We start from the raw sequence: 25115 nt of genomic DNA, 5'->3' as shown, positions 1-25115 counted from the left end.
TAGGCAAAGACAGTGCAATCACGGGCATAAACCTTCTGATGCCACGCGTCAGACGGAATAGGCTTTTCCGCCGATTTCGAGCGATTCGAGCCTTCTACCCGCGTCGCCACGAAGGCGACAAGACCGTTTCGTCGGGCCGCTTATATACTCTGGAGGTAGTCCGCGAGCGTGCGCAGGTCGTCGACGTCCCGGTCGAACGCGGTGACGTCGTTCTCCGTGACCGTGTTGTCCATGCGGAGCGAGCGCGCCTGGTCCCCGCCGAACGGCAGGAACGGCACGGACCCCGCGATTTCGAGGCCGACCGCCGCGAGCGGCATCGGGACGGACAGCACCGTCACCGACTTCCCCTCCGCCTCGTAGACGAGGCGCGTGACGTCGGCGAGCGTCAGAACCTCGGGCCCGCCGAGTTCATAAACCCCGCCCTCGTGTCGAGCGTCGAGTGCGTCCGCGAGGACGCCCGCGATGTCCTCCACCCAGATGGGCTGGAACCGCGTCTTCCCGCCGCCCGGGAGCGCCGTGACGTACGGCGTCGTCAGGCGTTTCACGAAGGAGACGAACTCCCCGCCCTCGCCGAAGACGACGGACGGCCGAATCACCGTCCACGGGACGTCGCCCTCCGCGACCACCTCTTCGGCCCGCCCCTTCGACGCGATGTACGCCGTGTCGCCGTCGGGGTCCGCGCCGAGCGCGCTCATCTGCACGAGCCGGTCGACGTCGTGTTTCTCGCAGGCGGCGACGACGTTCTCCGTCCCGCCGACGTGGACCGCGAAGTGCTGGTCGTAGCCGCCGCTCGGCTTGAACAGCGGGCTGAGCGCCACGAGGTTGTAGACGGCGTCCCGGCCCTCGACGGCCGCGACGACGTCGTCGGCGTTCCGAACGTCGCCCGCGACCCGCTCGACGGACGCGGGGAGGTCGGCCTCCGCGGGGTTCCGCGCGAACGCCGCCACGTCGTGTCCGGCGTCGACGAGCGCGCGGCACGTCGCCTGCCCGATGAAGCCCGTCCCGCCGACTACGAGTACCTGCATACGTACTCCCTCGCCGGCCGAGAGGGTAAACCTAGGCCCTGACTCGTCGGGTGCGCGAAGCCGCGACCGACGACCCGAACGCCTAACCGCCCCGTGTGCGTTTCGCACAGCATGTACAGTGACGTCCTCTTGCCGACCGACGGGAGTCTCGGAATGGCGAGCGCGATTCGCCACGCCGTCCACCAAGCCGACGGCCACGACGCGACGCTGCACGCGCTCTACGTCGTCGACGTCCGCGCGTACGCCATCCTCCCGGAGCCGACGCGGACGCAGGTGCACGACCTCCTCGTCGAGGCCGGCGAGGAGGCGCTGGAGTTCGTCGAATCCGTCGGCGAAGACGCCGGCGTCGAGGTCGTCACCGCCGTCCGCGAAGGCGTGCCCGCCGACGCCATCCTCGACTACATCGAGGAAGCCGGCATCGACCTCGTCGCCATGGGCACGCACGGGGAGACTGGCGACGGCGTGCGCGTCGTCGGGAGCGTCGCCGAAGCCGTCGTCGGGAACGCGACCGTCCCCGTCCTCACCGTCCGCGTGAACGACGCCGACGCCGCGACCTTCGACGACGACCTCCCCGTCCACTCCTCGCGCTACATCCACTGACGGGGGCTTCGAAGCCTACAAACAGAGCGCGTGAAAAGCGAAGGTATGCTCGTGACGCTGGAGGGCCTGGACGGCAGCGGGAAGACGACGGTGTGGGAGGCGCTCCGCGCCACCCGAGACGACGGCTGGACGTTCACCCGCGAACCCACGGGGTCGTGGTACGGCGACGCCGTCCGGCGCTCCATCGGCGAACCCGACGCCGACCCGCTCGCCGAACTCTTCCTCTACACCGCCGACCACGCCGACCACCTCTCTCGAACGGTTCGCCCCGCGCTCGCCGACGGCGACGTCGTCGTCTCCGACCGCTACTCCGACTCCCGCTACGCCTACCAGGCCGCGAGCCTCGACGGCGAACTCAAACGCCCCATGGAGTACATCCGCGGCGTCCACCAGCCCTTCACGCGCGAACCCGACGTCACGCTCTACTTCGACGTCCCGCCGGAGACGGGCGCGGCGCGCGCCGGCGCGACCAACAAGTTCGAGCAGACGAAGTTCCTCAGCGAGGTACAAGCGAACTACGAGGAGCTCATCTCGATGCGGCCCGGACGCTTCGTCCGCATCGACGCCACCCGACCCCCCGAGGACGTCCTCGACCGCGTGGAAGACGTCCTCGGCCGCGTGCTCGGCGACGACTGAACGGGGAAGCTACGCGGACATCGAGATGTACGTCTTCGTGTCCCTCACGCCGCGTATCTGCTGAATCCCCGACGAGGACGCGCGGACGAGGCCCTGCATCTCCGCGGCGTCCGTCTCCGCGATGATGTCCCACGCGCCCGCCACGATGTGCGCCTCCGTCACCGCCTCCAGTTCGAGGACGCGCTCCAGTACGGCCTCCGACTCCCCGGCTTCCGTTTTCACCATGATGACCGCGTGAACCATACCCGAGCTTCGCCGCCGGCCAGCAAAGGTCTTGCCCCGTGCCACCACCCCTCACTATTTATTATCGCGGGAGGCGAACACCACCATATGCGATTCGTCATCATCGGCGCCGGACGCGTGGGGAGCCGGACCGCGCGCGTCCTCAAGAACGAAGGACACGACGTCACAGTCGTCGACAACGACGACGAGAAAGTCGAACGCGCCGAAACCGAAGGGTTCGACGTCATCGCCGGCGACGGCGCGAGCGAGGACGCCCTCGAACGCGCCGCGCTCGACGACGCCGACGCCGTCGGCGCGCTCACCGGCGACCTCAACGTCAACTTCGCCGCCTGCATGGTCGCCAAAGCCCACGACTGCCGCACCGTCCTCCGCATCGACGAAGACTACCGCGAACAGATCTACCGCAAATACGCCGACGAAGTCGACGAAATCGTCTACCCCGAACGCCTCGGCGCAATCGGCGCGAAGAACGCCCTCCTCGGCGGGAACGTCACCGCCATCGCCGACCTCGCCGAGAACCTCCAAGTCGTCCAGTTCACCGTCACCGACGACGCCCCCATGAACGGCTACACCGTCAGCGAACTCGAACTCCCCGCTCGCGCCCGCGTCCTCGCCTTCGGGAAGAAGAACGGCGACCTCGGCCTCCCGCTCCCCGACGACACCCTAGAGCTCGGCGACCGCATCACCGTCCTCGCCGAATTCGACGCGCTCAACGACGTCCGCCACATCCTCGTCGGCGGCGGAGGTGACTAACCATGGTGACCGCGTACGTCCTCATCAAAGCCAACACCGGCGAAGCCGACCGACTGCTCGACGAAATCCTCGCCATCGACGGCGTCGCCGACGCCCACGTCGTCGCCGGCGACGTCGACCTCATCGCCAAAGTCCGCGTCGACACCCCCAAACACGTCAAGGACATCGCCGCCGACTCCATCCAACGCATCGCCGGCGTCGAAGACACCGAGACCTACATCTCGATGGACTAGAACCCACCTTTTTATTGCGAGCGGGGCGCGACGCGCCCCGCTCGATAAAAATCTGGACCAAAAGCCTCCTCGTTCCAGCCGCGGCGCTTCGCGCCGCGTTAGTCACTCGTTGGCCAGCGCGCAAAGCGCACTGTGAACCGGCGACCTTCCGGGGTCTTCGACCCGCTCGGTCGCCGGACGCTAATCGTGGTTACAGTAGAGTCCGAGTAGCGTTCGCGACCCGAGTGGCTCGGAGTCCGCGCGAGCCGCAGGCGAGTGCGGGCAAGCGGGACCGGAGATCCCGCCCAGAGCCCGAGCGAAGCGGTTCACCGCGCGAACGAATGTGAGCGCGGGCCGACGACTGAACGGAGTGCCGTCAGGCACGAAGTGAAGGAGGAGTGCTTTTGTCGCCAGAAACCTCCGGTTTCTGGCTGAACGGCGGGAAATCAAAGATTTCCCGCAGTGTCGTCGGATTCCGACGGAATCCGACTGCTAACCGGAACGCTTTGCGTTCCGGTAATGGTGGAGCTTTTACCGAGGCGCGCGAAGCGCGCCGCAGCGTAAAAGGTCCTATCGAACGATGGTGACGGGGACGGGGGAGCGGCGGACGACGGCTTCGGCGACGCTGCCGAGGAGGATACGGGAGACGCCGCTGCGGCCGTGGCTGCCCATGACGATGTGGTCGAAGTCGTTCTCCTCGGCGTAGTCGACGATGGTTCGAGACGGTCGGCCGACTTCGGTGGCGGTCTTGAGGTCGACGTCGTAGTCGTCGGCGAGCTCCTGCGCGGAGTCGAAGAGGGTTTCGGCCTCTGCCTGGGCCTGCTCGTACCACTCTTCGGAGTAGCCGGGGACGGTGGCCTGCGCGGTGTAGCCGGCTTCGATGGGGTCGATGATGTGGATGAGGGTGATGTCGTCGCTCTGGAGCTCTTCGAGAGCGTATTCGAGCGCGTCGGTCGACTGTTCGCTGCTGTCGATGGGAACGAGTACTCCTGCCATATTTCGGAGTTCTCCCGGACCGGTAGTAAAAGTGGGGGCCGCTTCGCGGCGCGGCCGCGGAGTCGGTTCGGGTCGTCCGACGTCGTCGACGGGAGCTCGGACGGTTCGGCGCTCGTCTCGCCGTCGGCGGTGTCAGTCGCGACCGTGGCGGGTGAGGCAGGTGGGGAGGCCGATGACTTCGACCGGCTCGGAGTTGTCGGGCGAGTAGACGACCATCTGGCCCTTCTCCATGTAGGGGACTTTGCCTTCGAGGTTGCTGGGGATGTTCACGGATTTGATGGCGTCCTCGTCGCCGAGGTTGAGGACGACCGTAGTGTTCACCTGCTTGAAGACCGGGTCGGCGATGTCCTGTGGGTCCTGCGTGACGAGGAAGAGCCCGAGGCGTTCTTTCCGGCCCTGTTTCGCGGCTTCCGTGAATTTGCCGACCACTTGGCGGCCCTGAACGCTGTCGGTGTCGGCGAGGAAGTTGTGCGCTTCGTCCATCCCGAGAAGAAGCGGCGTCTCCTTGATGCGGTCGAAGTCGGGGTCGTTCGAGAGCTTCTGGTCGACGAGGAGGCTCGACAGCGCGAGCACGATGGTTTCGGCCGCCCGGGAGTTCGAGACGTGGTAGGTCGGGACGACGCTCAGCCCGCCGGGTCGGACGAAGTCGTGCACGAGGTCGGTGATGGCGCGCGCGTCCTGGTCGAAGACGCCCGACGGCATGCCGTTCACCCGGCGCATCACGGCCTCGTAGGTCGCTTCGTGGACACGGCCCGATTCGTCCAGCTCCTCCTTCAGCGCGGGGTCGTCGAGGAAGGACGTGAACTCGTCGTAGGTCCCCGCGTTCCCGTACTGCCGGAAGAACCGGTCGAGGAGGAGGGTGAGCGCGCCGTACTGGTTGTCGTTCAGGCCCGACGACGCCGCGAGCCACGGCCGGCTGCGGACCATCGAGAAGGGGATGGTGAACTCGACCTGCTCGGCGCGGTGGTGGCTCGCCGCATAGGTGGCGTTCCCGAACGCCGGCACGAAGGCCTTCGTGTCGCCGTGTCCGCCGTGCGCGAGCCCTTGTGCCTCCCACGAGCGCGCGTTCTCCCGGTCGGCGTCCGGGTTGTCGTCGTGCATCTGCGCGTACTCGTCCTGCGGGTCGAACTGCACGACCGCCATCCGGCGCTCCCGGCCGTCGCCCGTCTCGTACGTCCGGTCCGGGTGGAGATACTGTCTGAGAATGTTCTTCGTCGTGTGCGTCTTCCCCGACCCCGTCCCGCCCGCCACGAGCGTATGGCGGAAGACGAGCGGATCCCCATCGGTGTAGTCGTCTTTCACGCGGTAGTCGATGGTCGGCGGCGTCGCCGCCGTCGTCACCTTCTCCCCGCCGACCGCGAGGTGGCCCACGAAGACGCCGTCCTCCGGCATCTTCAACCCGGTCTTGATGGCCTCCCGGTCGTCCGCGTGCTCCACGACCGTTTCGGGCTTCGGCACGCGGTCCGGCATCCGCCGCTTCAGCTCCCCGTCGTCCCGGTAGAGCACCGCCAGCGGCTCCAAGTCCGCGATGAACTTGTAGTCCGACTCCTCGATACCGTCCGAACGCATCGCGCGGCGCGCGTGAATCTCCGTCGCGTCGTCGCTCCGGAACGCCTGCGCGTACTCCAACCCCGTAATCCGCGCGAACAGCGACTCACCGCCCGGATACGGCGCGAGCAGATAGGTCCCCAGTCGAATCTCCTCCCGGTTCCCCGCCGTCACGTACGCCCGCAGCGCCGTCTCCCCGCTATCCTCATCGATACGCAAGCCCTCGCTCACCGCGAGCGTCCCCACGCCCCGATCCCCCCCGCCGTCGACGTACTCCGGCCGCTCGAACCCCTCCGCACTCCCCGCATCACTCGACGACGACGCGCTCGCGGCATCACTCGACGACGACGCGCTCGCCGCCGCCTCACCACTGGTAGAATCGCCCGCCTCGCCGCTCGGCTCCGCCGAATCGTCGTCGAGCGAGAAATCCCCGAGGTCAGTCATATCTATCGCACTGGGCGCGAGGCGGTAAAGGTCTTCCCGGTCCCGCCGCGTGCGCCGCGGTCACACACCTTTTACCCGGTGACAGCGTAGACTCGCCCATGCTACAGGTGCAAGGGTCCGCCGGAGGAACCACGCTCACCGGAACGGTCTACGAACGCGGCGAAGACGCGCCCTCCTTCAAGGGCGCACCCGACGAGGACGCCCCCTACGTCTGGGTCTGCGACGAATTCTACGAGGTCGAAAGCGGCGGTCTCGTCCAAGAAATCGCCGGCACCGACGTCCACGTCGCCTTCGAAACCCCCATGCCCCGCGGCTTCGACACCCGCGACCAAGCCATCGACGCCGCCCGCGACCACGTCCGCCTCCAGTTCGCCCGCATCGGCATCCCCGAAACCGACGTCGACGTCACCGTCGAACGCACCATCGAACCATAACCACCACCGCGGCTCCCTCCGGTCCCCGCCCGCCGCCCCCAGACCCGCGAACCGCCCCGCTCCCCGTTCGCGTCTTCGTGGTTCTCACTCGCTCGGTCGTTCAGTCCGAACCGCGCTCCTTCCGGACAGCGTTACTCGCGTGTCGCTCACGGGTCGCTATCGCTCGTGTTCTCGTGGTTCTCCCTCACTCCCTTCGGTCGTTCGGTCCGAACCACGTAGCTCGCGTGTCGCTCCCACGGGTCGCTCCCGCTCGCCTTTCCGCGGTCGTCGCCCTGAAGCGACGACCGCGTTACCCCCACCGGTCTTCGTTATGCGGTCGTCGGTACTCGCTGTCGAGGGCGGTCTCCATCGCGGAGACGAGTTCGTTCTTCTCGGCCGCGCCGATGCGCGCGAGTTCGTCGGCCTTCTTGACGGCGAGCGGCGGGCCGGCGGTCGCGGCGACGTCGGAGACGACCTGACGGGTGACGCGTTCGCGGACGTCGGGGTCGTCGGCGAAGACGCGGGGGAGTTCGACTTTGAACGCGGTGTCGGTCCGGGGGTCGTAGACGACGAAGAACGCGACTTCGTAGGCTTCGCGGTCGAGGTCGAGGTCGAGGCCGAGGGCGTCGCCGAGGTCGGAGAACTCGTAGTCGATACCGACCCTGGAGACGAACCAGTTGGTGTAGGTGAGGTCGTCGGTGACGCGGTCGCCGTCGGCGTCGCGGCGTTCGAGGACTTGCGTGAAGAACGCGGCGTCGTCCGTCCACGGGGCGTGGGTCTTCTCGCGGAGCGTCGAGACGACGCCGCGCGACCCGAGGGTCTTCACGAACCCGCAGAGCGGGACGTCGCGCTCGGCGAAGACCTCGACGAGTTCGAGGTAGTTTCGGACGACGTCGCGCACGAGGTCTTTTTCGAGGAGGGCGGCGAGCTCGCGGCGGTCGGAGAGCCAGTTCATGACGATTTTCGGGTAGAGCGGGCCGTCGAGGACGAGGAGGTCGGAGACCTCGCTGGCGTGGTCGAGCGCGTGCGTGGATTCGGCGAGGTAGAGGGAGAGGGCGTGGACGACGGCTTCCTCGTCGCGTTCGACGTTCGGCGCGCGGAAGATGCGGCCGCGCCAGTAGCCCTCGTCGCGTCGCTGCCAGTCGTCGCTCTGGAGGCGGACGGAGTCGTCGTTCGTGTGGACGGTGGCGATGACCGTGCGGGCGCGGTGGGTGTCGACGTCGCTCGGGTGGACGGCGAGCGCGGCCTGCGCGACGTCGAGGACGATGCCGTTCTTGAACGCGCGGGGGTTCACGGTCCCGGAGTCGAGGCCGTGGACGGCGTCGAACGCGGCGTCCTGCACGCCGGCGGTTTCGACGTCGACGGCGTACCGCGCGAGGTCGTCGAGAGGTTCGAGCACGCGGTCCCCGTCCACGACGAGCGGGTCGAGGAAGGACTCCCAGGCGCGCATCGCCTCGCTGCGGTGTTCCGCCTCGTCGATGTCGTGGCTGATGCGGGAGACGAGTCCCGAGATGCCGTCGAAGTGGACGGGGTCGAGCGTCACGCCCCATCGTGGGTCTCGCGCCGCCAAAACTCCTGCGCGTTTCGCGGCGACGGGAAGGTTCTCGGACGGCGAATGGCCGTTCGAGTGAGAAACCTCTTGGCCGGGCGCGCCGCAGGGTGGAGTAGATGAAGAGCGCACTCGTCATTCTGGACGGCTGGGGGCTGGGGGACGACGACCCGCGGCGGGCGGACCCACCGACGAACCCCGCGCGGGGGCGGAACGCGGTGACGGCGGCCGAAACGCCGAACTTCGAGCGGTACGCGGACGCGGGCGCGTTCGGCCAGCTGCGGACGAGCGGGCGCGACGTCGGCCTCCCGCGCGGACAGATGGGGAACTCGGAGGTCGGCCACCTCACGCTCGGCGCGGGCCGCGTCGTGAACCAAGAGTACACGCGCATCGAGGACGCCATCGCGGACGACGAACTCCGCGAGAACCCCGCAGTCCGCGGGGCGTTCGACTACGCCGCCGAGCGCGGGGGGCGCGTCCACTTCATGGGGCTCGTCTCCGACGGCGGCGTCCACTCGGACCACGAGCACCTGCACGCGCTCATCGAGGCCGCGGCGGACTACGGCGTCCCGGCGTCGACGCACGCCTTCACGGACGGTCGCGACACCTCGCCGACGGGCGGCGAAGACTACCTCTACGCGCTGGAGGAAGTCGTGGAGAACTACGACACGGGCGACGTCGCGACGGTCTGCGGGCGGTACTACGCGATGGACAGAGACCAGAACTGGGAGCGGACGAAGCAGGCCTACGACGCCATCGTGAAGCGGAACGGGCTGCATCGCGCGGAGTCCGCGCACGAAGCGGTCCGAGAGTCCTACGAGCGCGGCGAGACGGACGAGTTCGTCGAACCCACCATCGTGCGCGGCGGCGACCGCCTCTCGGACGGGGACAGCGTCGTGTTCTTCAACTTCCGCGCGGACCGCGCGCGCCAGCTCGTCCGAATGCTCGCGGACATCGACCCCGAGTGGTCGTTCGAGACGACGCCGCCCGACGTCGCGGTGACGACCATGACGTCGTACGACGAGACGTTCGACCTGCCCGTGGCCTTCCCGCCGCGCGAACCGAAGCACGTGACGGGTGCGGTGCTCGCGGACGCCGGCCTCACGCAGCTCCGCCTCGCGGAGTCCGAGAAGTACGCGCACGTGACGTACTTCTTCAACGGCGGGCGGGAGACGGAGTTCGACGGCGAAATCCGCCGAATCGTCGACAGCCCGGACGTCGAGACCTACGACGAACAGCCGGCGATGAGCGCGCGCGAGGTCACGGACACCGCCATCGACGTCGTCGAGAGCGAGGACCCCGACTTCGTGGTGCTGAACTACGCGAACGCGGACATGGTCGGCCACACCGGCGATTTCGACGCCGCCGTCGACGCCGTGGAGGCGGTCGACGAGCAGCTCGGCCGCCTGCTCCCCGCGCTCGCCGACGCCGGCGCGAACACCGTCGTCACCGCCGACCACGGGAACGCCGACGACATGGGCACGCCGGAAGACCCCCACACCGCGCACACGCTCAATCCCGTCCCCTGCGTCTACCTCGCGCCAGACGGGACCGGCGACGGCAAACGCATCCGCGACGACCGCGCGCTCCGCGACGTCGCCCCTACCCTCCTCGACCTCGCCGACGTCGACGTCCCCGCGGAGATGACCGGCGAGAGCCTCCTACGGTAGGACCGACCGGTCGCGACCGAGACAACCGCCGTCTTCGGCCGGTCCGACTACGATGGGAGGTGGTTTGAAATCATCCCCCGATCGTTCTGCGAGGAGTTTATGAGCTCGTGTTGACAGAAGCGCGCAAGAGTGAAGGTCGTTTAGGTTAGCCTAAAACACATGGTGCGAGAAAGCAGTCACGAAGCGCCGACGCGCAGAGACTACGTGAAGTACGGCGGCACAGTCGTCGGCGGCGGCCTCCTCGCGGGGTGTTCAAGCACAAACGATACCGCCGACACCGGCACGACATCGTCGCCGGCGACGTCGTCGCAGACCGAAACGACGGAGTCGACCGCTTCCGACGAACGGTCATACTCGGTGACGATGTCGCCGGTTGGAACGGTCGAGTTCGACGCACCTCCAGCGAACGTGTACACTGGTCTGCCGAACACGGCCGACATGGCGGTTGCGGCCGGCCGTAGTGACGCCATCAACTCGATCTACTTCCCCGAGTACCACGGCACGTTACTGAACCACTTCTACGCTCGACTCGACGGTGTCTCGTTCGACTGGCAGAACCTGCAAGACTCGTGGGGGCTCGGAAAAGAGGGGTTCTACGAGCTCGATAGCGACGTTCACTTGACCGATCCAGCCTACGCCACGACGTTGGACTCTCTCGATCAGGCGGACGTCGAAGAGATCCGTCAACAGATTGCACCGTGGTTCGGGAACTACTTCAGCAACACCCATTCGACGCCACCGAAGCAGTGGGCCGATGGGTACCAGTACTACTCGTTGTGGGACATTTTCGAGAAGGTGGCCGAGGTGTTTCAGGCAAAAGAGAACTATCGGGCCCTCTACGAGGAACACCAGCGGCTGCTTTCGACGGTGGAAGAAAAACGCCCGCCGAAGGACGAGCGACCGTCGGTCGCGCTCACCTTTCCGACGGAGAATCATATCGGTGTCTTCCACCTGAACGCGCCCGGATTCCTCGCTGCAAACACTCGTCCGCTCGGTGCGGTTGATGCGTTCGCCGACATGAACTTCGAGCGGAACGCCCAGGTCGATATGGAGGCGATGGCAGAAGCGGACCCGGACGTCATCCTCGCGCTGTTCCGGTTCGCGTCGAGCTACAGCATCGCGGAGACGAAAAAGCGGTTCCAGGACGACCCGGTCGGGCGGACGATTTCGGCGGCGAAGAACGACCGCATCTACGCACAGGGCGTCAGATACCAGGGGCCGATAGCGAACCTCTTCCAGCTGGAGATGACCGCCAAGCAGCTCTACCCCGAACAGCTCGGCGAGTGGCCCGGATACGTCGACGGCGAGGACTACCCCGAGATCCCCGAGGAGGAACAGCTCTTCGACCGCCAGCGCGTCGCCGACATCATCAACGGCGACAGCTAATCCGCTCGCCGTCACCACTCTGTTGGACACGGTGTCGGTTCCGACCGAGCGACGCAAACCGACTCCTAGCGGGCGTCGTAGACGATGTCGCCGTCGACGACGGTGAAGGCGACGGGGACGTGTTCGATGTCGTCGACGTCCCAGGGGGAGCGGTCGAGGGCGACGAAGTCCGCGAGGTAGCCCTCCTCGATGGTGCCCATGCGGTCCTCGTCGAAGCCGGCGTAGGCCGCGCCAGACGTGTAGGCGCGGAGAGCTTCTGTCACACTGAGTTCCTGGGTCTCCTCGGGCGGGTGGGTGGCTTCGTGGACGCCGAGGAGAGGGTCGAGAGGCATCGAGTCGCTGCCGAAGGCGAGCGGAACGCCCGCGTCGAGATAGGCGGGGTAGCGGTTGTGGGTGTCGCGGCGCTCCGCGCCGATGCGGTCGTCGTAGAGCCCACCCGGATGCGACCACTTGAGGAAGTTCGGCTGCATCGAGGCGACGACGCCGAGGTCGGCCATGCGCTCGATGGCGTCGTCCGAGGCGAGTTCGGCGTGCTCGATGCGGTGGCGGCTCTTCCCTGGGTTTTCGGTGGCTTCGTAGGCGTCGAGGACGGCGTCGACGGCCTCGTCGCCGATGGCGTGCGCGGTCACCTGGAGGCCCTGTCGGTCGGCTTCCTGAACGATCTCGTCGAGCTCCTCGGGGTCGACGACCCACGTGCCGCGCTCGCCGTCGGCGTCGGCGTAGTCGAAGGAGAGCTTCGCGGTGTGGCCGCCGAGACTCCCGTCAGTGAAGGATTTGATCGCGCCGACGCGGAGGTTCTCGCTCCCCCAGTTCGTGGCGAGGCCGAGTTCGCGGACGGCGTCGAGGTGGTCCGCCCAGTAGTTGAGGCGGACGCGGAGCCTGAGGTCGCCGGCGGCGTCGAGCGCGCGGTAGGCGGCGGGCGCGCGGCTCTTCCGCACCATGTCGTGGACGGCGGTGATGCCCCGACTGTGGGCTTCGCGCTGGGCTTCGCGGAGGAGCTCCCTCGCTTCCGTCCGGTTTGGTTCGACGCGTTCGGTGACGACGTTGACGGCGTCCTCGACGATGACGCCGTTCTCGCGGACGTCGGCGTCCGGCATCTCGTTCCCGTACTCGTCGAGGACGACGGAGTTCACGGCGGCGGTGTGGAGGTCCTCGCGGAAGGCGACGACGGGGCGGTCGGTGGAGACGCCGTCGAGGTCGTCGCTGGTGAGGATGCGGCCGTCGGGCCACGTGGACTCGTCGAAGCCGTAGCCGAGGATCCACTCGTCGGCGTGGCGGGCGCGCTCTCTGAGGCGCGCGAGGGCGTCGTCGAGGCTCTCCGCGCCGCGGAGGTCGGCGTGGACGGCGTGCTGGCCGACGGTCGTCATGTGGACGTGCGCGTCGACGAAGCCGGGGAGGAGGACGCGGCCGTCGAGGTCGATGACCTCTGTTTCCGCGCCGACGAGGAACTCGACCTCGTAGGTGTCTGCGAGGCGGACGACGCGGCCGTCGCGCACCGCGACGGCTTCGTAGGTCTTGTCGGGCGTGCCGAGCGTGTGGACCTCGCCGTCGAGGAAGACGCGGTCCGCTGGAGCGGTCATAGTGGAGTCGAGGGCGGGGCGCGAGGATAAACCTCCGGGATGCGGCGGGCCGTCGCGCGCAGCGCCGGCGACTCGGTCAGGCGAGTGGTTCGGGAGTCCAGGCGCGCCACCCGATGAGGTAGGTGAGGGCGTAGGCGGGCGCGAGAACGAGGGCGTCGCGGGCGCGGCCGGTGACGGCGACGGCGTTGAGGAGGGCGGTGCCGGCGACGCCGAACGCGAGGCCGGCGGCGACGAAGACGAGGAGCGTCCGCCAGACGCGCGGCGTCGGCGCGTCGAAGCCTTCGGCGAGGGCGACGGCGGCGGGGAGCGCGACGAAGGCGAGGAGGGAGGTGTAGGAGAGGAGGCGGGTGGTCGTGCCGACGGAGACGGTGGCGGCGACCGGCATCACGAGGAAGGCGGTGAGGGCGAAGCAGACGCCGACGCGGGCGAGACGCGACAGGAGAGCCATACGCGCCGTTCGCGGGACGGGAGTATACGGGTGGCGGCCGGCGGACGAGAAACGGGGAGGTTTAGGGACGTCGGCCGCGGACGGTGCGGTATGACCGAGGTTTCGGACCTTGCCGACCGGGTGCGCGACGGTGACCTCCGACTGCACGAGCTCGAAGACCACGTGGACGCGGACACGGCGACCGCGGTCCGCCGCCGCCTCGTCGAAGCACAGTCCGGCGCGAGCCTCGACGAAGTCGGCTCGTACACGTTCCCGGCGACCGCCGCGGAGTCCGCCATCGAGAACATGGTCGGCGCGATTCAGGTGCCGATGGGCGTCGCCGGCCCCGTCACGGTGAACGGCGCGGCCGCAGAGGGCGACCACTACCTCCCGATCGCGACGACCGAGGGCGCGCTCCTCGCGTCCGTGAACCGGGGCTGCAGCGTTCTGAACGCCGCCGGCGGGGCGAGCGCGAGAGTGACGAAGTCCGGGATGACGCGCGCGCCGGTCTTCCGCGTCGCCGACGTCGTCGAGGCCGAAGCCCTCGTCTCCTGGGTGCGCGACAACGAGGAGGAACTCCGCGAGGCCGCCGAGGCGACGACGAGTCACGGCGAGCTCCTCGACGTCACGCCGTACGTCGTCGGGAACTCCGTCTACCTCCGCTTCCGCTACGACACCAAGGACGCGATGGGGATGAACATGGCCACCATCGCGACCGGCGAGGCCTGCGACGTCGTCGAGGAACACACCGACGCCTCGCTCGTCGCGCTCTCCGGCAACCTCTGCGCGGACAAGAAACCCGCCGCCGTCAACGCCGTCGAGGGCCGCGGGCGCTCCGTCACCGCCGACGTCACCGTCCCCCGCGACGTCGTCGAAGACCGGCTCCACACCACCCCGGAAGCCGTCGCCGAGCTCAACACGCGGAAGAACCTCGTCGGCTCCGCGAAAGCCGCGAGCCTCGGGTTCAACGCCCACGTCGCCAACGTCGTCGCCGCCATGTTCCTCGCCACCGGCCAGGACGAGGCCCAGGTCGTCGAAGGCGCGAACGCCATCACGACCGCCGACGTCACCGAGGACGGCGACCTCTACTGCTCCGTCTCCATCGCTTCTCTGGAGGTCGGGACCGTCGGCGGCGGCACCAAACTCCCCACGCAGTCCGAGGGCCTCGACGTCCTCGGCTACGCGGGCGGCGGCGACCCCGCCGGCAGCAACGCCGACGCCCTCGCCGAATGTATTACCACTGGGGCGCTCGCGGGCGAACTCAGCCTCCTCTCCGCCCTCGCCTCCCGCCACCTCTCCAGCGCCCACCAGGACCTCGGCCGCTAGACCCGTCGTTTCGGGGTGGAGCCGGCGGTGACGAGCCTCATTCCGACGCCGTTTCTGAAAGCCCCCGTCCCGCACTCCACTTTCACTTTCACTCCGCGCGTGGCCGAGGTTTACCAGAAACTGGGTAGAACGTCCGGCTATGCGTCAACTCCCGCTCGACGGCGGCAGACCCCCACAGAACCCGGACCGCGATCCCGTGGTCCGCGCGCTCCGCGTGATGAAACTCGTCCTCACCATCATCGTCCTCGCCGTGACGCTCTGGCAGGCGCTCGGCGGCTGAGTCAGAGGACGCGGTAGACGCCGCGGGATTCGGTCATCTCGCCGCGGCGCGCGAACCGTTCGAGGGCTTCGCGCGCCCACCCGCCGTCGACGCCATGTTCCTCGCAGTAGGCGGCGACGGCGTCAGCCGTCGGCTCGTCGAGCTCGCGGACCGCGTCCTTCACGGTCTCCGTCCGACTGCGCGACCCGCCGCCGCCCGAGCCAGCGCGCTCCCCAGCTACCGCGACCGCGTCGGCGTCGAGCCCGGAGCCCTCCAGGTACTCGTCGTCACTCACTACGGCCTCCTCCGCCTGCGATTCGAGCGCGTCGAAAGAGTCCATCTCCGCGAACGCCTCGCCGTGCCCGGAGCGGTTCGCCAGCATCGACGCGCGGACCTCCACCGCGTGCGCTTTGTCCTCCGTCGTCACGAACTTCTTCAGCTTCTCCCACGCCCGCCGGTGCCCGCAGCGCGGACACTGCGTGGTCTTCGGCCGCCCCTCGACGACCCAGAGGTTACTGCACTCCCGGCATCCGACGACCGCGTACATACCCGAACTCCGCCCTCCTCGCGTTTCAACCTTCGTCCCGCACCGCGAGCGCGTTACCTCCTCCCACACGCCTAAGCCCGACGAGGGAGATACGCGAGTATGGAGACCGTCGACCTCTCGGAAGTCGAAATCGTCGAAGCCGTCCCCGGCGTCCACCTCGCCCAGCTCGCCGTCGGCGACGAGATGAGCGTCCAGTACTTCCACATCGAATCCGGCGCGGAAGTCCCCGCCCACGACCACCCCCACGAGCAAGCCGGCTGGATCTACGAGGGCGCGCTCACCTTCCGCGTCGACGGCGAAGAGCACGTCGTCGCGAGCGAGGAGTCCTACGTCATCCCCGGCGGCGAATCCCACGGCGTCGTCAACGAAGGCGACGACCCCGTCCTCGGCGTCGACATCTTCAGCCCGCCGCGGGCGAACCCAGACTGGCAGGAGTAACGCGGTTCGGAGCGAGGCCGCCACGGGCGGCCGAGCGAGAACCACGGAGAAGCGAGCGGCGAAGCCGCGAGCCACGCGGTTCGGAGCGACGAGCAGAGCGGGACGCCGTGCGTCCCGCTTGCCGTACGGGCGACTCGGGGGTCGCCCGTACAACGGAGCGAGGAGCGAGCACTCCGGGAAGGCGAAGGAGCAGTCGCGACTCGTGAGCCCGGGCGGTCGTCGCCCGATAGGCAGCCGTCCGATTGAGGAGTCCTCGGCGGGTCAGTCTTCGACCGCGAAGCCCATCTCGGTGAGGATGTCGCGGACGCGGTCTTCGTGGTCGCCCTGGACTTCGACGCTGGTGTCTTTCACCGTGCCGCCGGCTCCGAGTCGCTTCTTCAGCTGGGTGCCGATGTCTCTGACGTCGACGGCGTCGGGATCGAAGCCCTCGACGACGGTGACGGGTTTGTTGTAGGTGCGGCGTTCGACGCGAACGGTGAGGCGTTGCTCGGCGCGGGCGAGGTCCTCCCCGACGTCGGGGACGTTCTCGAAGACGTCGTCGTCGGCCATACGTGGACGTGCGGTGGCCGGGCACAAGAAGCTGTGTGGCCGAAGCGGCGGGAAAGTCGTGGACGGAAACCCCTATGGGCGGGCGCGTGGAATTCTCGGGGTATGACTAAGCGACACGTCTCACTGCCAGCGGACGCGGAGACGACGCTCCGAGGGTTCGTCGAGACGGTGGACGACCGGCTCGCCGGCGACGAGGACACGGCGGCGGTCGTCGAGGACGTTCTCGTGGATTTGAACGGTGACCGGGACGCGTTCGAGGCGTGGAAGAACGGCGCGTCGGTGTCGCGCGCCGAGGAGGCGCGGTTCCGGAACTACAACCCGCGGAACGCCACGCTGGAGTCCGAGTACTACGCGGAGAAAGACGAAGAGGCGTTCGCGGCGTCGAAGCCGCTCCAGTGGCTGTGGCGGCAGTTCGACGACACGCCGCTCGCGGACAACATCGAGTTCGCGCTGCGCTTCCGGCAGATGCTCGCGAACCACCTCTTCGCGGACGCCGGCGACAACCTCCGGCTGTTCAAGGGTATCTCGATGACCTACGGACACAACATCGAGCTGGGCGACAACGTCGTCATCCACGACGGCGTCCACTTAGACGACCGCGGGAAGCTCACCGTCGGCGACCGCGTCTCCATCAGCGACAACGCGCACGTCTACACGCACGACCACGACATCGTCGACCAGACCGCGGTGGAGAACTTCCACACTATCGTGGAGGACGACGCGCGCGTCACGCAGGGCGCGATGGTCCGAGCCGGCGTGCGGATCGGGCGGAACAGCATCGTCGGCGCGCGCGCCATCGCACAGGAGGACGTGCCCGCACACCACGTCGCGGTCGGGTCGCCCGCGAAGAGCGTTCGCGTGAAGCCCGGGTTCGAGGACGACGCGGTGCCGCTCGACGCCGGCGACCGCGACCGCAAGGCCGAGCGGAAACTCGACAGCACCGTCCCCGACGACGTCGACGTCTTCGACGAGTTCGGCCGCTCCTAAACGAGGTCGACGTCGAGCATCGCGTCGCCCGAGCGACCGCGCACGTACTCGTTCTCGTCGGTCAGTTCGAACGCCCGAAAGCGCAGGAGGAGGCGGCCGTCGGCGACGGTGGCGCGGCAGACGGGGCCGCGGCTCGTCACGACGACGTAGGGCGGCGCGGCGACCGGGGTCGCACGCAGCGTGTATCCCGCGGCTTCCACCGCGTCAGCCAGCACGGCTGTCAGCGCGTCGAGGACGCCGTGTTCGGCGAGGCACGCGCGGAGCGGGCCGACGACCGCCGCGCCGTCCGTGACCGACGCGGCGTCCCAGGATTCGACGACCGCGTCCGCACACCGGTCGATGGCTGCGATGACGGCCGCGTGCTCGTCGACGGTGAACGACTGCGCGGCAGCACTGGGAGACGACACGAGTGAGTGGACCGCCGCCGCCGGCAAAAGTGTCGCGGCGACACACCCGGCGCTAGCGGGGTCCGGACAGTCTCGAAGGGGGGAAGGGCGAGGCAGGGGGAAAACGCCTCACCCAGGGGGATTGGGTTGGGGTTCACGTCGGAACCACCAAAACCCAACGCAGCCTTGAGATCCAAGGGCCTTCAAGTTTGGCGTTCGATTTCAGGGAGCGGACACGAGGCGAAAGACGCGACGAGCGCCGCTAAACGAACCGAACGACAGAACCGCGAGAGAAGAGTCAGACGGCAAAGCCGTCGGGAGGGCCGAAGCAAGTGCGCGCGCTGCGCACTCACGACTTAGCCGGCGAACGGCATCAACCCACCCCAGACTCAAACGCCGATTTGACCGACGCGCCACGGACCGCACGCTCATCGCGCACGCGACCCACCTCGGAGGGGAGACGGCGCTCGACACGCGGCGAACACGCCTGCTCCTCGCGGCGACGGTCGCCGTCGCACCCCTCGCCGGCCCCTCCTCGCCGGCCCCCGACCGACTCGAACTCCACCCCGACGGCACGTCGACGTCATCGGCGACGGCGACTACAGCGACTAGAAGCGAACGCATTCGCTCAACACGTTCGCTCGCAGTAGAAGTGCACCGACCGGGAGTTGAACCACGGTCGCAGCAGAGCTGCTCCCTGATTCACTCCCGAGAGGATTTTCACCCTCACTGCGTTCGGGCAGAAAATGCACCGACCGGGAGTTGAACCCGGGCTATGAGCTTGGGAAGCTCATGTCCTGCCACTAGACCACCGGTGCTCGCGTCTGAAAGTATCCGACGGCGGCACTTGAACGTAGCGCTTCGAGGTGGACGTTCGTCCGGAAACTCCGGGGTGGCGAGTGGCTTTTAGTCGGCGGCGGGCGAATCGCCGGTGATGACGAAGGATACTGAAACGGACCCGTCTGCCGAACCGGGTCAGATTGAAACGGATCCGTCCGTCGAGCCGGGTCAGATTGAGCCGGTGGACCTCCGGTTCTCGGAGGACGAGCTCGCGGACGTGCGCGACCACCTCGTGTCGTTCATCCGGGAGCAGACGGACGCGGCGGGCGTCGACGAGGTCGTGCTGGGGCTCTCGGGCGGCATCGATTCGTCGTCGACGGCGTCGCTGGCGGTGGAGGCGCTCGGCGCGGAGAACGTCCACGGGCTCGTGATGCCGGGGGCAGTGTCGACAGAAGAGAACATGAGCGACGCGGAGGTGCTCGCAGAGGACCTCGGTATCTCCTTCGACGTCGTGGAGATCAATCCGTTCGTGAACACGCTGCTGGACACGTTCCCGGAGGCGGAGGACGACCGGCTCGCGGTGGGGAACGCTCGGGCGCGGACCCGCGCGGTCGTGAACTATCTGGTTGCGAACCACCAGGGCGCGATGGTGCTCGGTACGGGGAACCGGACGGAGGCCGCCATCGGCTACTTCACGAAGTACGGGGACGGCGCGGTGGACTGCCATCCGATCGGGAACCTCTACAAACAGCAGGTCCGCCAGCTCGCGCGCGACCTCGGCGTCCGCGAGGAGTTCGTGACGAAGACGCCGACAGCGGGCCTCTGGGCCGGCCAAACGGACGAAGAAGAGATCGGGATGGATTACGACACGCTCGACGCGATCATCGCGTTGCACATCGACGGGCACGTGCCGGCGGAGGCGACGGCGCGCATCGCCGACACGACGCTGGAGAACGTCGAGCACGTCGCCGACCTCCACGCGAAGAGCGAGCACAAACGCCAGGTCCCGCCCGCGCCCGACCCCCTCTTCTAACTCGACTTACTCGGGTTCTGCGAGCAGGCGCGCGAACGCGGCGGCTTCGGCGTCGTCGCTCGCCGCGCGGTCCGTCGTGTCCCGGAGGAGCGTGCCGAGTTCGCTGAGCGCGGCCGGGTCGTTCTCGGCGATGTCGTGGGCGACCGTTCGCGGGTCGTCGACGACGCGCGTGACGAGGCCGAGATCGCGGGCTTCGGCGGCGTCGATAGTCCGCGCGGAGAAGGAGAGGTCGCGGGCGGCGGTCGCGCCGACCGCGAGCGGGAGGCGGCGCGTGCCGCCCCACGCGCCGAACAGGCCGATGCGCGCGCCGGTCTCCGCGAACGACGCGTTCGGCGCGGCGACCGCGACGTCGCAGGCGAGGACAAGTTCCACGCCGCCGCCTCGCGCCGGGCCGTCGACGCCGGCGACGACGACCGAATCGGAGTCCTCGATAGCGTTCATCGTCCGCTGACCGCGGCGCGCGAACGCGTCGGCCGCGTCGGGGTCGCCGCGGAGGCCGCGGACGACGCCGAGGTCCGCGCCAGCGCAGAACGCCGACCCCGCGCCCGAGAGGAACGCGACGGGCGCGTCCGCGTCCGTGACGACGCGTTCGAGGTCGGCGAGCGCGTCGGGTGTCAGCGCGTTCCGGCGGTCCGGTCGGTCGAGCGTCACTGCCAGCACGTCGCCGTCGCGGCGCGTCCGAATCACACCGCTCTCTCGCACGGGGTTTCCAAAGGTCTTTGCCGTTCCCAGCCCAAAAAGTGGGCAATGGAAGAGGCCGAACGGGCCCGTACAGCCGCTCGAAACGCGGTTTCGGACGTCTCCCCCCCAGCCCTTCGACGTGCCATCGACGACCGACTCGACTCGGCGTCGATGACGCCCGGTGCCCTCACGCTGTTCGCCGCGCGCGCCTGCGGCGTCACCGGCGTCAGCGCGGAGCTCGCAGAGCGCGCCGCCGGCGTCCAGCTCGTCTACGAGGGCCTCCGGCTGACGCGTGACCTCGTCCTCGACGAGCCGTGGGTGACCGAGGACGAGTCCGAAGACCTCCCCGCCGACCTCGACGTCGTCGCCGCGGACGTCCTCGTCGCCAAGGGCTTCCGGCTCCTCGCCGAGACCGAAGCGTCCGCCGCCGCCGTCGACGTCGTGCGGACGTTCGGCCGCGAGCACTCCGGCAGCGACGACGCCACGCTCGAAGTCACCGTCTTCGAACTCGCCGCGGAAGCCGGCGCGAGCGCCGCCGACCGCACCACGCCGCTCGCCCTCAAGCAGTACACCGCCGGCCTCGCCCGCGCCACCGGCCGCCCGCTCCCGCCCGCCGCGGACGCCCTCCCCGAGAACGTCGTCGACGTGATGCGCCGCACCATCACCCCCGCCGACACCGCCAAGCCCTCTGCGACTGACCCCTGAATCGAAACGCATAAAGACATACTCCGACTACCAGAGAATGCGCGCCTGGGTAGCTTAGCGGTAAAGCGCGTCCTTGGTAAGGACGAGACCCCGGATTCAAATTCCGGCCTAGGCTTCTCCCGTTCTCACGCCTCGTAGTCGCGACGCCGTCGACGTCGAAAACGGAGTGGAGCGAAGTCAGAGCGATTCGTCCGTGAAGAGCGGGAGCGACCGCGTCGGGAGCGCGGTGGCGGTCGCTCTCGGGGCGTGAAGAGCGTGTGGGGAATAGGGTACGCGAGTGGATGGGAACGAAACAGCAGTCTGGTGCGTACCCACTCTCGGGGTAGAGCCGGAGGTAAGTAAAAGTTCGTCAGACGGACGTGTGCGCCTCGAAATCGGCGCTTGCGTCTGTCTGACGTGAGTCGGAGAGACAAAGGATACTATAACTGTTCGGGGAGTGAGTTCCCGGGTATGAACGGGACTGGTGTGCCGCTGGCGACGCCGTTCGACGAGTCGGGCGAACTGGATGTCGACGCGCTCGCGGCGGTGACGGAGTGGGTGACGGAGCGCGGTATCGACTTCCTGGTGCCCTGCGGGTCGAACAGCGAGGCGGAGTTACTGACCGCCGACGAGCGCGCTCGCGTCATCGAGACCGTGGTGGACGCCGCGCCGGACGGCGTGGCGGTGCTCGCGGGGACGGGGCATCCGGGGTTCAAGGCGACCGTCGAGCAGTCGGAGCGCGCGGCCGAAGCGGGCGCGGACGGCGTGCTCGTCGTCACGCCGTTCTACTACACGCACGACGAGTCGTCGCTCGCGGCGTACTACCGGGACGTCGCGGACGCGGTGTCCGCGCCGGTCTACCTCTACAGCGTGCCGGCGTACACGAACGTGAAACTCGACCCGCGGACGGTGGAGTCGCTCGCCGAGCACGAGAACGTCGTCGGGATGAAGGACTCCTCGGGCGACCTCGAAACGCTCCAGCGCGAGCGCGACTACGCCCCCGAGTTCGAGCTGTTCACGGGGTCGGGGAGCGTGTTCGCGCCCGCGCTCGACGCCGGCGCGGACGGCGGCATCATGGCGCTCGGGAACGTCGTCCCGGAGCGCGTGAAGGAGATATACGAACTCCACCGCGCCGGAAAGGACGAGGAAGCCCGCCAGCTGAACAGCCGGCTCGTCGACTTGAACCGCGCCGTCACGAGCGAGTACGGCGTCCCCGGACTGAAGGCCGCGATGCGCTACCGGGACGCGCCCGCCGGCCACGTCCGCAGGCCCTTCCGCCCCCTCGGCGCGGACGCGACGAAGCGCGTCGAAACCCTCGTCGACGCCGCCCTCCCCTAGATGGCGGTCTTCGGCCTCCCGCCGTGGGGAATCGACGCCGCGCTCGCGCTCGCGTGGGCGCTCATCCTCGCCGGCACGCTCTACCGCTACCGCATCGGCACGCGCACCCGCCGCGCGACCGACGGCTGGGCCGCCGTCTCCCTCGTCTGGTTCGCCTACAGCCTCAACCGACTCGGCGACTACACGACCGGCGCGCTCGACGTCGCCCTCGACGCCGTCGCTATCGTCAGCCTCGTCGCCGCCACCGCCCTCGGCGTCCGTTGGTGGCGAACCAGAAACACCGACGAGTGAACTACCCCACCCTACCGCTCGCCTGACGGCTCGCGCTTGAGGGTGGGGCTTCCTGTTTCCACGACGCGCTTTGCATCCACCACGGAGGACACAGGGAGCGCAGTCTCCACAGGCGTTAACGAATCGCTCTGCGATTCGTTCGCACACCAGAAATCTTCGATTTCTGGGGACGTTGATTCGGAGCGTCCCGCTCCTAACCGCTTCTTGATACCGCGAGAAAGGATGTTCCACGCCGCGTTCGCGTCTCTATCCGCCTCAAACCCGCAGGCAGGACAGGAGTGTTCACGGACCCACAGCGGCTTCTCCGTCGAAACACCGCAGGCCGCACACTCTTTTGTTGTTCCACGCGGATTCACGGCGACGAAATACGTTCCTTCGCGTTCGCACTTGTATTCGACCATCCGCAGGAACGTCCCCCACGCCGCACCCGCTCGATTCCGCGAGTTGCCCGGCAGTTCGACCAAACCCTTCGCGTCCAAATCCTCCACGGCCACGAGGTCGTACTCCCGTGCGTAGTAGTTCGAGAGCTTGTGGAGGAAGTCACGCCGCTTGTTCTTCAACTCAGCGTGGCGTTCGGCCACGACGCGGCGCTGTTTCTCCCAATTCGCGGAACCGTGTTCCTTCCGCGAGAGGTCGCGCTGTGCGCGTTCCAACTGCTCGCGCTCGTCAGAGAGGTCGAGGGATTCGACTGCCGTGCCGTCTGTGTCGTGGGCGTACTTCAAGATACCTACGTCGATACCGACGCACTTCTCGGGATTCTCCGGTTTCTCCGGCGGGTCGTCGGGGGTTTCGACACCGAGGATAGCGTACCATTTGCCGGTCAGTTCCTGCTTGACGGTGACAGTCTTGATTTCGGCGTCGTCAGGGAGGTCGCGGTGGAAGGTGAGCGGGATTTCTCCGAGTTTCGAGAGCCACAGTCGCGTCCGACCGGTCGTGTTCTTGAGCTTGAAGCCGGATTGACTGTAGGTGAAACTACGGTACTCGCCCGGTGCCTTCCACTTGAGTTGGCCGACGCGGTAGCCGTTCTCTTTACGACCACGAAGCGTCGAGAGGTTGTCGTACAGGCGTTGTACGACTTTCTGAAGGACTTTCGAGTGAACGCTTTGCAGGTCGTTCCACCACTTTTTGAGACTCGGCAGAAGCTTCTGTTCACTGTATGCCGAAGTATCGTCGGTACGGTTGAGCCGGTGAAGGAAGTGGTTGTAGACCTGCCTACAGGTATCGACAGTCCACGCTAACTGTTCTGCGAGAGCGTCGGACGGTCGGAGTCGATACCTGTAGTTGTAGTTCACGAGCGTTCTTCGATGAGTTCGTCAAGCTTCTCTTGGACGAACGAGGACAGACTCAGGTGATTTTCCTGAATCCACTCCTCTTGGTCGTCGCGGATAGAGATGGTCTTGCGCGTTGCCACACAATAAATTATGCAAAATGCGTACTAAACAGTTGCGATTGCGTGGGCCTGTGGGCCGAGTGTCGAATGTGTTTGAGAACCGTGCGGCGTTCACGAGAGCAAAACTCTCGTGTGCGGACGAGACGCGGAGCGTCTCGTCAACGCTGTATCCCCTCCCTACTCGCGCCCTTCAGTCGCTCGTTGAGGAAGGGGCCTTAGCGCCTCAATTCAGGAAACAAACTGACTCGTTCTTTCGGTTATTCGGCGCGGGTCGCGTGAGTGGCGGTGGCTTTGAAGCTCGCGACGACGTCGACGCCGGCGGCGAGGTCGAGGCGGTCGGCGCTGTCGGCGGTGACGAGGGCGTAGAGGGTTTCGCCGCCGCAGTCGAGGGTGACGGCGACGACGGCTTCGCCGCGGTCGACGGCGGTGACAGTGGCGGGGAATCGGTTGCGGGCGCTGGTGGCGTCAGGTTCGGGTGAGTCGTCGGGGGCGTGGAGGGTGACGGCGTCGGCGCGGACGGAGAGCGTCACCGACTCGGCGTCCGGGGGGACGAGCGCGCGGACGCTCCCTGCCCCTGTTTCGACGACGCCGAGTTCGCCGTCGCGGGAGGCGACGGTGCCGTGGAGGACGGCTTCGCGGACGGTGGCGATGGCGTGGTAGCCGGCCTGGAGGCGGTCGAAGCGCGCGAGGAGGTCGCGGGCGTTCTCGGTGAGGCGGCTGCCGCCGCCGTCCGCGCCGCCGCGGGTGCGCTCGACGAGTGACCCGAAGGCGTCCTCCAGTTCGGTGAGGCGGGTGTGGGAGCGGGCGTAGGAGCGGCCGAGGGCGTCGGCCGCGCCGGAGAGCGAGCCGTGGCTGTCGATGGCGCGGAGGAGCGTCGCGTCGCGGTCGTCGAAGGCGACGCCCGAGCTTCGGAGGCGCGCGTCGAACCCGGCGTCCATACCCGA

Annotated in this window: 30 protein-coding genes and 2 tRNA genes; 16 read left to right on the top strand and 16 right to left on the bottom strand. The window is 67.9% G+C overall.

Translation table 11 applies throughout. The features are described from left to right. Nucleotides 1-140 precede the first annotated feature (140 nt). On the bottom strand, nucleotides 141-1025 hold the full coding sequence (locus tag IEY26_RS02475) for a complex I NDUFA9 subunit family protein (RefSeq protein WP_188975495.1): 885 nt from the start codon (nucleotides 1023-1025) through the stop codon (nucleotides 141-143). A 111-nt stretch (nucleotides 1026-1136) separates the two neighbouring features. Between IEY26_RS02475 and IEY26_RS02470 the strand changes: the two genes are divergently transcribed. Together IEY26_RS02470 and tmk are read left to right on the top strand one after the other, a co-directional pair. Beyond that, nucleotides 1137-1625 carry a universal stress protein gene (locus tag IEY26_RS02470; RefSeq protein WP_188975493.1) on the top strand — a complete coding sequence of 163 codons (489 nt, stop codon included), beginning with the start codon at nucleotides 1137-1139 and terminating at the stop codon, nucleotides 1623-1625. 45 nt (nucleotides 1626-1670) lie between these two features. Continuing rightward, entirely contained in the window at nucleotides 1671-2261 is a 591-nt protein-coding gene (tmk, locus tag IEY26_RS02465; RefSeq protein ID WP_188975491.1) for a dTMP kinase, read from the top strand. Between the two features lie 9 nt (nucleotides 2262-2270). On the opposite strand, the gene IEY26_RS02460 is transcribed toward tmk, so the two are convergent. Continuing rightward, a complete protein-coding gene (locus tag IEY26_RS02460) occupies nucleotides 2271-2504 on the bottom strand; it encodes an Lrp/AsnC ligand binding domain-containing protein (protein WP_188975489.1) in 234 nt (77 codons plus the stop codon). Nucleotides 2505-2591: 87 nt separating this feature from the next. On the opposite strand from IEY26_RS02460, the gene IEY26_RS02455 reads away from it, so the two are divergent. Beyond that, the gene (locus IEY26_RS02455; RefSeq protein WP_188975487.1) at nucleotides 2592-3257 is read left to right on the top strand and encodes a potassium channel family protein; all 666 of its coding nucleotides are present in this window, start codon (nucleotides 2592-2594) and stop codon (nucleotides 3255-3257) included. 2 nt (nucleotides 3258-3259) lie between these two features. Beyond that, nucleotides 3260-3490: an Lrp/AsnC family transcriptional regulator gene (locus tag IEY26_RS02450; protein WP_188975485.1), complete on the top strand. Its 231-nt coding sequence runs from the start codon at nucleotides 3260-3262 to the stop codon at nucleotides 3488-3490. 549 nt (nucleotides 3491-4039) lie between these two features. On the opposite strand, the gene IEY26_RS02445 is transcribed toward IEY26_RS02450, so the two are convergent. After that, nucleotides 4040-4465, bottom strand: a complete 426-nt coding sequence (locus IEY26_RS02445) for a universal stress protein (protein WP_188975483.1) — start codon at nucleotides 4463-4465, stop codon at nucleotides 4040-4042. A 132-nt stretch (nucleotides 4466-4597) separates the two neighbouring features. After that, nucleotides 4598-6457: an ATP-binding protein gene (locus tag IEY26_RS02440; protein ID WP_188975482.1), complete on the bottom strand. Its 1860-nt coding sequence runs from the start codon at nucleotides 6455-6457 to the stop codon at nucleotides 4598-4600. Nucleotides 6458-6555: 98 nt separating this feature from the next. Here IEY26_RS02440 and IEY26_RS02435 point away from each other — a divergent pair, with 98 nt between their 5' ends. Continuing rightward, nucleotides 6556-6891: a DUF7113 family protein gene (locus IEY26_RS02435; protein WP_188975480.1), complete on the top strand. Its 336-nt coding sequence runs from the start codon at nucleotides 6556-6558 to the stop codon at nucleotides 6889-6891. Between the two features lie 289 nt (nucleotides 6892-7180). On the opposite strand, the gene IEY26_RS02430 is transcribed toward IEY26_RS02435, so the two are convergent. Continuing rightward, entirely contained in the window at nucleotides 7181-8413 is a 1233-nt protein-coding gene (locus tag IEY26_RS02430; RefSeq protein WP_188975478.1) for a DNA double-strand break repair nuclease NurA, read from the bottom strand. A gap of 125 nt (nucleotides 8414-8538) precedes the next feature. On the opposite strand from IEY26_RS02430, the gene gpmI reads away from it, so the two are divergent. After that, on the top strand, nucleotides 8539-10089 hold the full coding sequence (gene gpmI / locus IEY26_RS02425) for a 2,3-bisphosphoglycerate-independent phosphoglycerate mutase (RefSeq protein ID WP_188975476.1): 1551 nt from the start codon (nucleotides 8539-8541) through the stop codon (nucleotides 10087-10089). 200 nt (nucleotides 10090-10289) lie between these two features. Here gpmI and IEY26_RS17725 read toward each other — a convergent pair whose 3' ends face one another. After that, entirely contained in the window at nucleotides 10290-10529 is a 240-nt protein-coding gene (locus IEY26_RS17725; RefSeq protein ID WP_326838272.1) for a hypothetical protein, read from the bottom strand. Between IEY26_RS17725 and IEY26_RS02420 the strand changes: the two genes are divergently transcribed. After that, complete coding sequence (locus IEY26_RS02420; RefSeq protein WP_326838271.1) at nucleotides 10528-11475, top strand: ABC transporter substrate-binding protein; 948 nt, start codon at nucleotides 10528-10530, stop codon at nucleotides 11473-11475. The two genes, IEY26_RS17725 and IEY26_RS02420, sit on opposite strands and share 2 nt — an antisense overlap. Nucleotides 11476-11540: 65 nt before the next feature. Here the strand turns inward: IEY26_RS02420 and IEY26_RS02415 are convergent, their stop codons facing one another. Both IEY26_RS02415 and IEY26_RS02410 read right to left on the bottom strand, forming a co-directional pair. Continuing rightward, on the bottom strand, nucleotides 11541-13055 hold the full coding sequence (locus IEY26_RS02415; RefSeq protein WP_188975472.1) for an amidohydrolase: 1515 nt from the start codon (nucleotides 13053-13055) through the stop codon (nucleotides 11541-11543). 76 nt (nucleotides 13056-13131) lie between these two features. Continuing rightward, a complete protein-coding gene (locus IEY26_RS02410; protein WP_188975470.1) occupies nucleotides 13132-13503 on the bottom strand; it encodes a hypothetical protein in 372 nt (123 codons plus the stop codon). A gap of 90 nt (nucleotides 13504-13593) precedes the next feature. Between IEY26_RS02410 and hmgA the strand changes: the two genes are divergently transcribed. Continuing rightward, entirely contained in the window at nucleotides 13594-14808 is a 1215-nt protein-coding gene (gene hmgA, locus IEY26_RS02405) for a hydroxymethylglutaryl-CoA reductase (NADPH) (protein ID WP_188975468.1), read from the top strand. A gap of 139 nt (nucleotides 14809-14947) precedes the next feature. After that, on the top strand, nucleotides 14948-15088 hold the full coding sequence (locus IEY26_RS02400) for a hypothetical protein (RefSeq protein ID WP_188975466.1): 141 nt from the start codon (nucleotides 14948-14950) through the stop codon (nucleotides 15086-15088). A 1-nt stretch (nucleotide 15089) separates the two neighbouring features. On the opposite strand, the gene IEY26_RS02395 is transcribed toward IEY26_RS02400, so the two are convergent. Beyond that, entirely contained in the window at nucleotides 15090-15614 is a 525-nt protein-coding gene (locus tag IEY26_RS02395; RefSeq protein ID WP_188975464.1) for a DUF5817 domain-containing protein, read from the bottom strand. A 99-nt stretch (nucleotides 15615-15713) separates the two neighbouring features. Here IEY26_RS02395 and IEY26_RS02390 point away from each other — a divergent pair, with 99 nt between their 5' ends. After that, the gene (locus tag IEY26_RS02390) at nucleotides 15714-16052 is read left to right on the top strand and encodes a cupin domain-containing protein (protein WP_188975462.1); all 339 of its coding nucleotides are present in this window, start codon (nucleotides 15714-15716) and stop codon (nucleotides 16050-16052) included. Nucleotides 16053-16313: 261 nt separating this feature from the next. Here the strand turns inward: IEY26_RS02390 and yciH are convergent, their stop codons facing one another. Further along, nucleotides 16314-16601, bottom strand: a complete 288-nt coding sequence (gene yciH / locus IEY26_RS02385; protein WP_188975460.1) for a stress response translation initiation inhibitor YciH — start codon at nucleotides 16599-16601, stop codon at nucleotides 16314-16316. A gap of 102 nt (nucleotides 16602-16703) precedes the next feature. Here yciH and IEY26_RS02380 point away from each other — a divergent pair, with 102 nt between their 5' ends. Continuing rightward, a complete protein-coding gene (locus tag IEY26_RS02380) occupies nucleotides 16704-17588 on the top strand; it encodes an acyltransferase (RefSeq protein WP_188975458.1) in 885 nt (294 codons plus the stop codon). On the opposite strand, the gene IEY26_RS02375 is transcribed toward IEY26_RS02380, so the two are convergent. Both IEY26_RS02375 and IEY26_RS02370 read right to left on the bottom strand, forming a co-directional pair. Beyond that, nucleotides 17585-17995, bottom strand: coding sequence for a hypothetical protein (locus IEY26_RS02375; RefSeq protein WP_188975456.1), 411 nt, complete (start codon nucleotides 17993-17995; stop codon nucleotides 17585-17587). The two genes, IEY26_RS02380 and IEY26_RS02375, sit on opposite strands and share 4 nt — an antisense overlap. 726 nt (nucleotides 17996-18721) lie before the next feature. Further along, a tRNA-Gly gene (locus IEY26_RS02370) sits at nucleotides 18722-18792 on the bottom strand. A gap of 116 nt (nucleotides 18793-18908) precedes the next feature. Between IEY26_RS02370 and IEY26_RS02365 the strand changes: the two genes are divergently transcribed. Continuing rightward, nucleotides 18909-19787, top strand: coding sequence for an NAD+ synthase (locus tag IEY26_RS02365; protein WP_188975454.1), 879 nt, complete (start codon nucleotides 18909-18911; stop codon nucleotides 19785-19787). A 6-nt stretch (nucleotides 19788-19793) separates the two neighbouring features. Here IEY26_RS02365 and IEY26_RS02360 read toward each other — a convergent pair whose 3' ends face one another. Beyond that, nucleotides 19794-20474 (bottom strand): enoyl-CoA hydratase/isomerase family protein, encoded by a 681-nt coding sequence (locus tag IEY26_RS02360; RefSeq protein WP_188975452.1) that lies wholly within the window; start codon nucleotides 20472-20474, stop codon nucleotides 19794-19796. Between the two features lie 60 nt (nucleotides 20475-20534). On the opposite strand from IEY26_RS02360, the gene IEY26_RS02355 reads away from it, so the two are divergent. The 4 genes from IEY26_RS02355 to IEY26_RS02340 all read left to right on the top strand — a co-directional run bounded on the left by IEY26_RS02355 (nucleotide 20535) and on the right by IEY26_RS02340 (nucleotide 22781). Further along, nucleotides 20535-21173: a DUF7114 family protein gene (locus IEY26_RS02355; protein ID WP_188975450.1), complete on the top strand. Its 639-nt coding sequence runs from the start codon at nucleotides 20535-20537 to the stop codon at nucleotides 21171-21173. A gap of 43 nt (nucleotides 21174-21216) precedes the next feature. Then, nucleotides 21217-21288: transfer RNA gene (locus IEY26_RS02350), tRNA-Thr, on the top strand. A gap of 335 nt (nucleotides 21289-21623) precedes the next feature. Next, nucleotides 21624-22490 (top strand): dihydrodipicolinate synthase family protein, encoded by an 867-nt coding sequence (locus IEY26_RS02345; protein ID WP_188975448.1) that lies wholly within the window; start codon nucleotides 21624-21626, stop codon nucleotides 22488-22490. After that, nucleotides 22491-22781 carry a hypothetical protein gene (locus IEY26_RS02340; RefSeq protein ID WP_188975446.1) on the top strand — a complete coding sequence of 97 codons (291 nt, stop codon included), beginning with the start codon at nucleotides 22491-22493 and terminating at the stop codon, nucleotides 22779-22781. It abuts the gene before it with no gap. Nucleotides 22782-22792: 11 nt separating this feature from the next. Here the strand turns inward: IEY26_RS02340 and IEY26_RS02335 are convergent, their stop codons facing one another. From IEY26_RS02335 to IEY26_RS02330, 3 genes are all read right to left on the bottom strand, one after another. Then, entirely contained in the window at nucleotides 22793-24073 is a 1281-nt protein-coding gene (locus IEY26_RS02335; protein WP_188975445.1) for an RNA-guided endonuclease InsQ/TnpB family protein, read from the bottom strand. Further along, nucleotides 24070-24192 carry a hypothetical protein gene (locus tag IEY26_RS17635; RefSeq protein WP_255594979.1) on the bottom strand — a complete coding sequence of 41 codons (123 nt, stop codon included), beginning with the start codon at nucleotides 24190-24192 and terminating at the stop codon, nucleotides 24070-24072. The genes IEY26_RS02335 and IEY26_RS17635 overlap by 4 nt, the downstream gene beginning before the upstream one ends. Nucleotides 24193-24428: 236 nt before the next feature. Continuing rightward, nucleotides 24429-25109 (bottom strand): TOBE domain-containing protein, encoded by a 681-nt coding sequence (locus tag IEY26_RS02330; protein WP_188975443.1) that lies wholly within the window; start codon nucleotides 25107-25109, stop codon nucleotides 24429-24431. Between the last annotated feature and the right edge of the window lie 6 nt (nucleotides 25110-25115).

Origin of the sequence: Halocalculus aciditolerans, from assembly GCF_014647475.1 — an archaeon.
Taxonomy (GTDB): domain Archaea; phylum Halobacteriota; class Halobacteria; order Halobacteriales; family Halobacteriaceae; genus Halocalculus; species Halocalculus aciditolerans.
The sequence above is the reverse complement of the archived record's forward strand: the minus strand, read 5'-3'. Positions and strand labels throughout refer to the sequence as shown.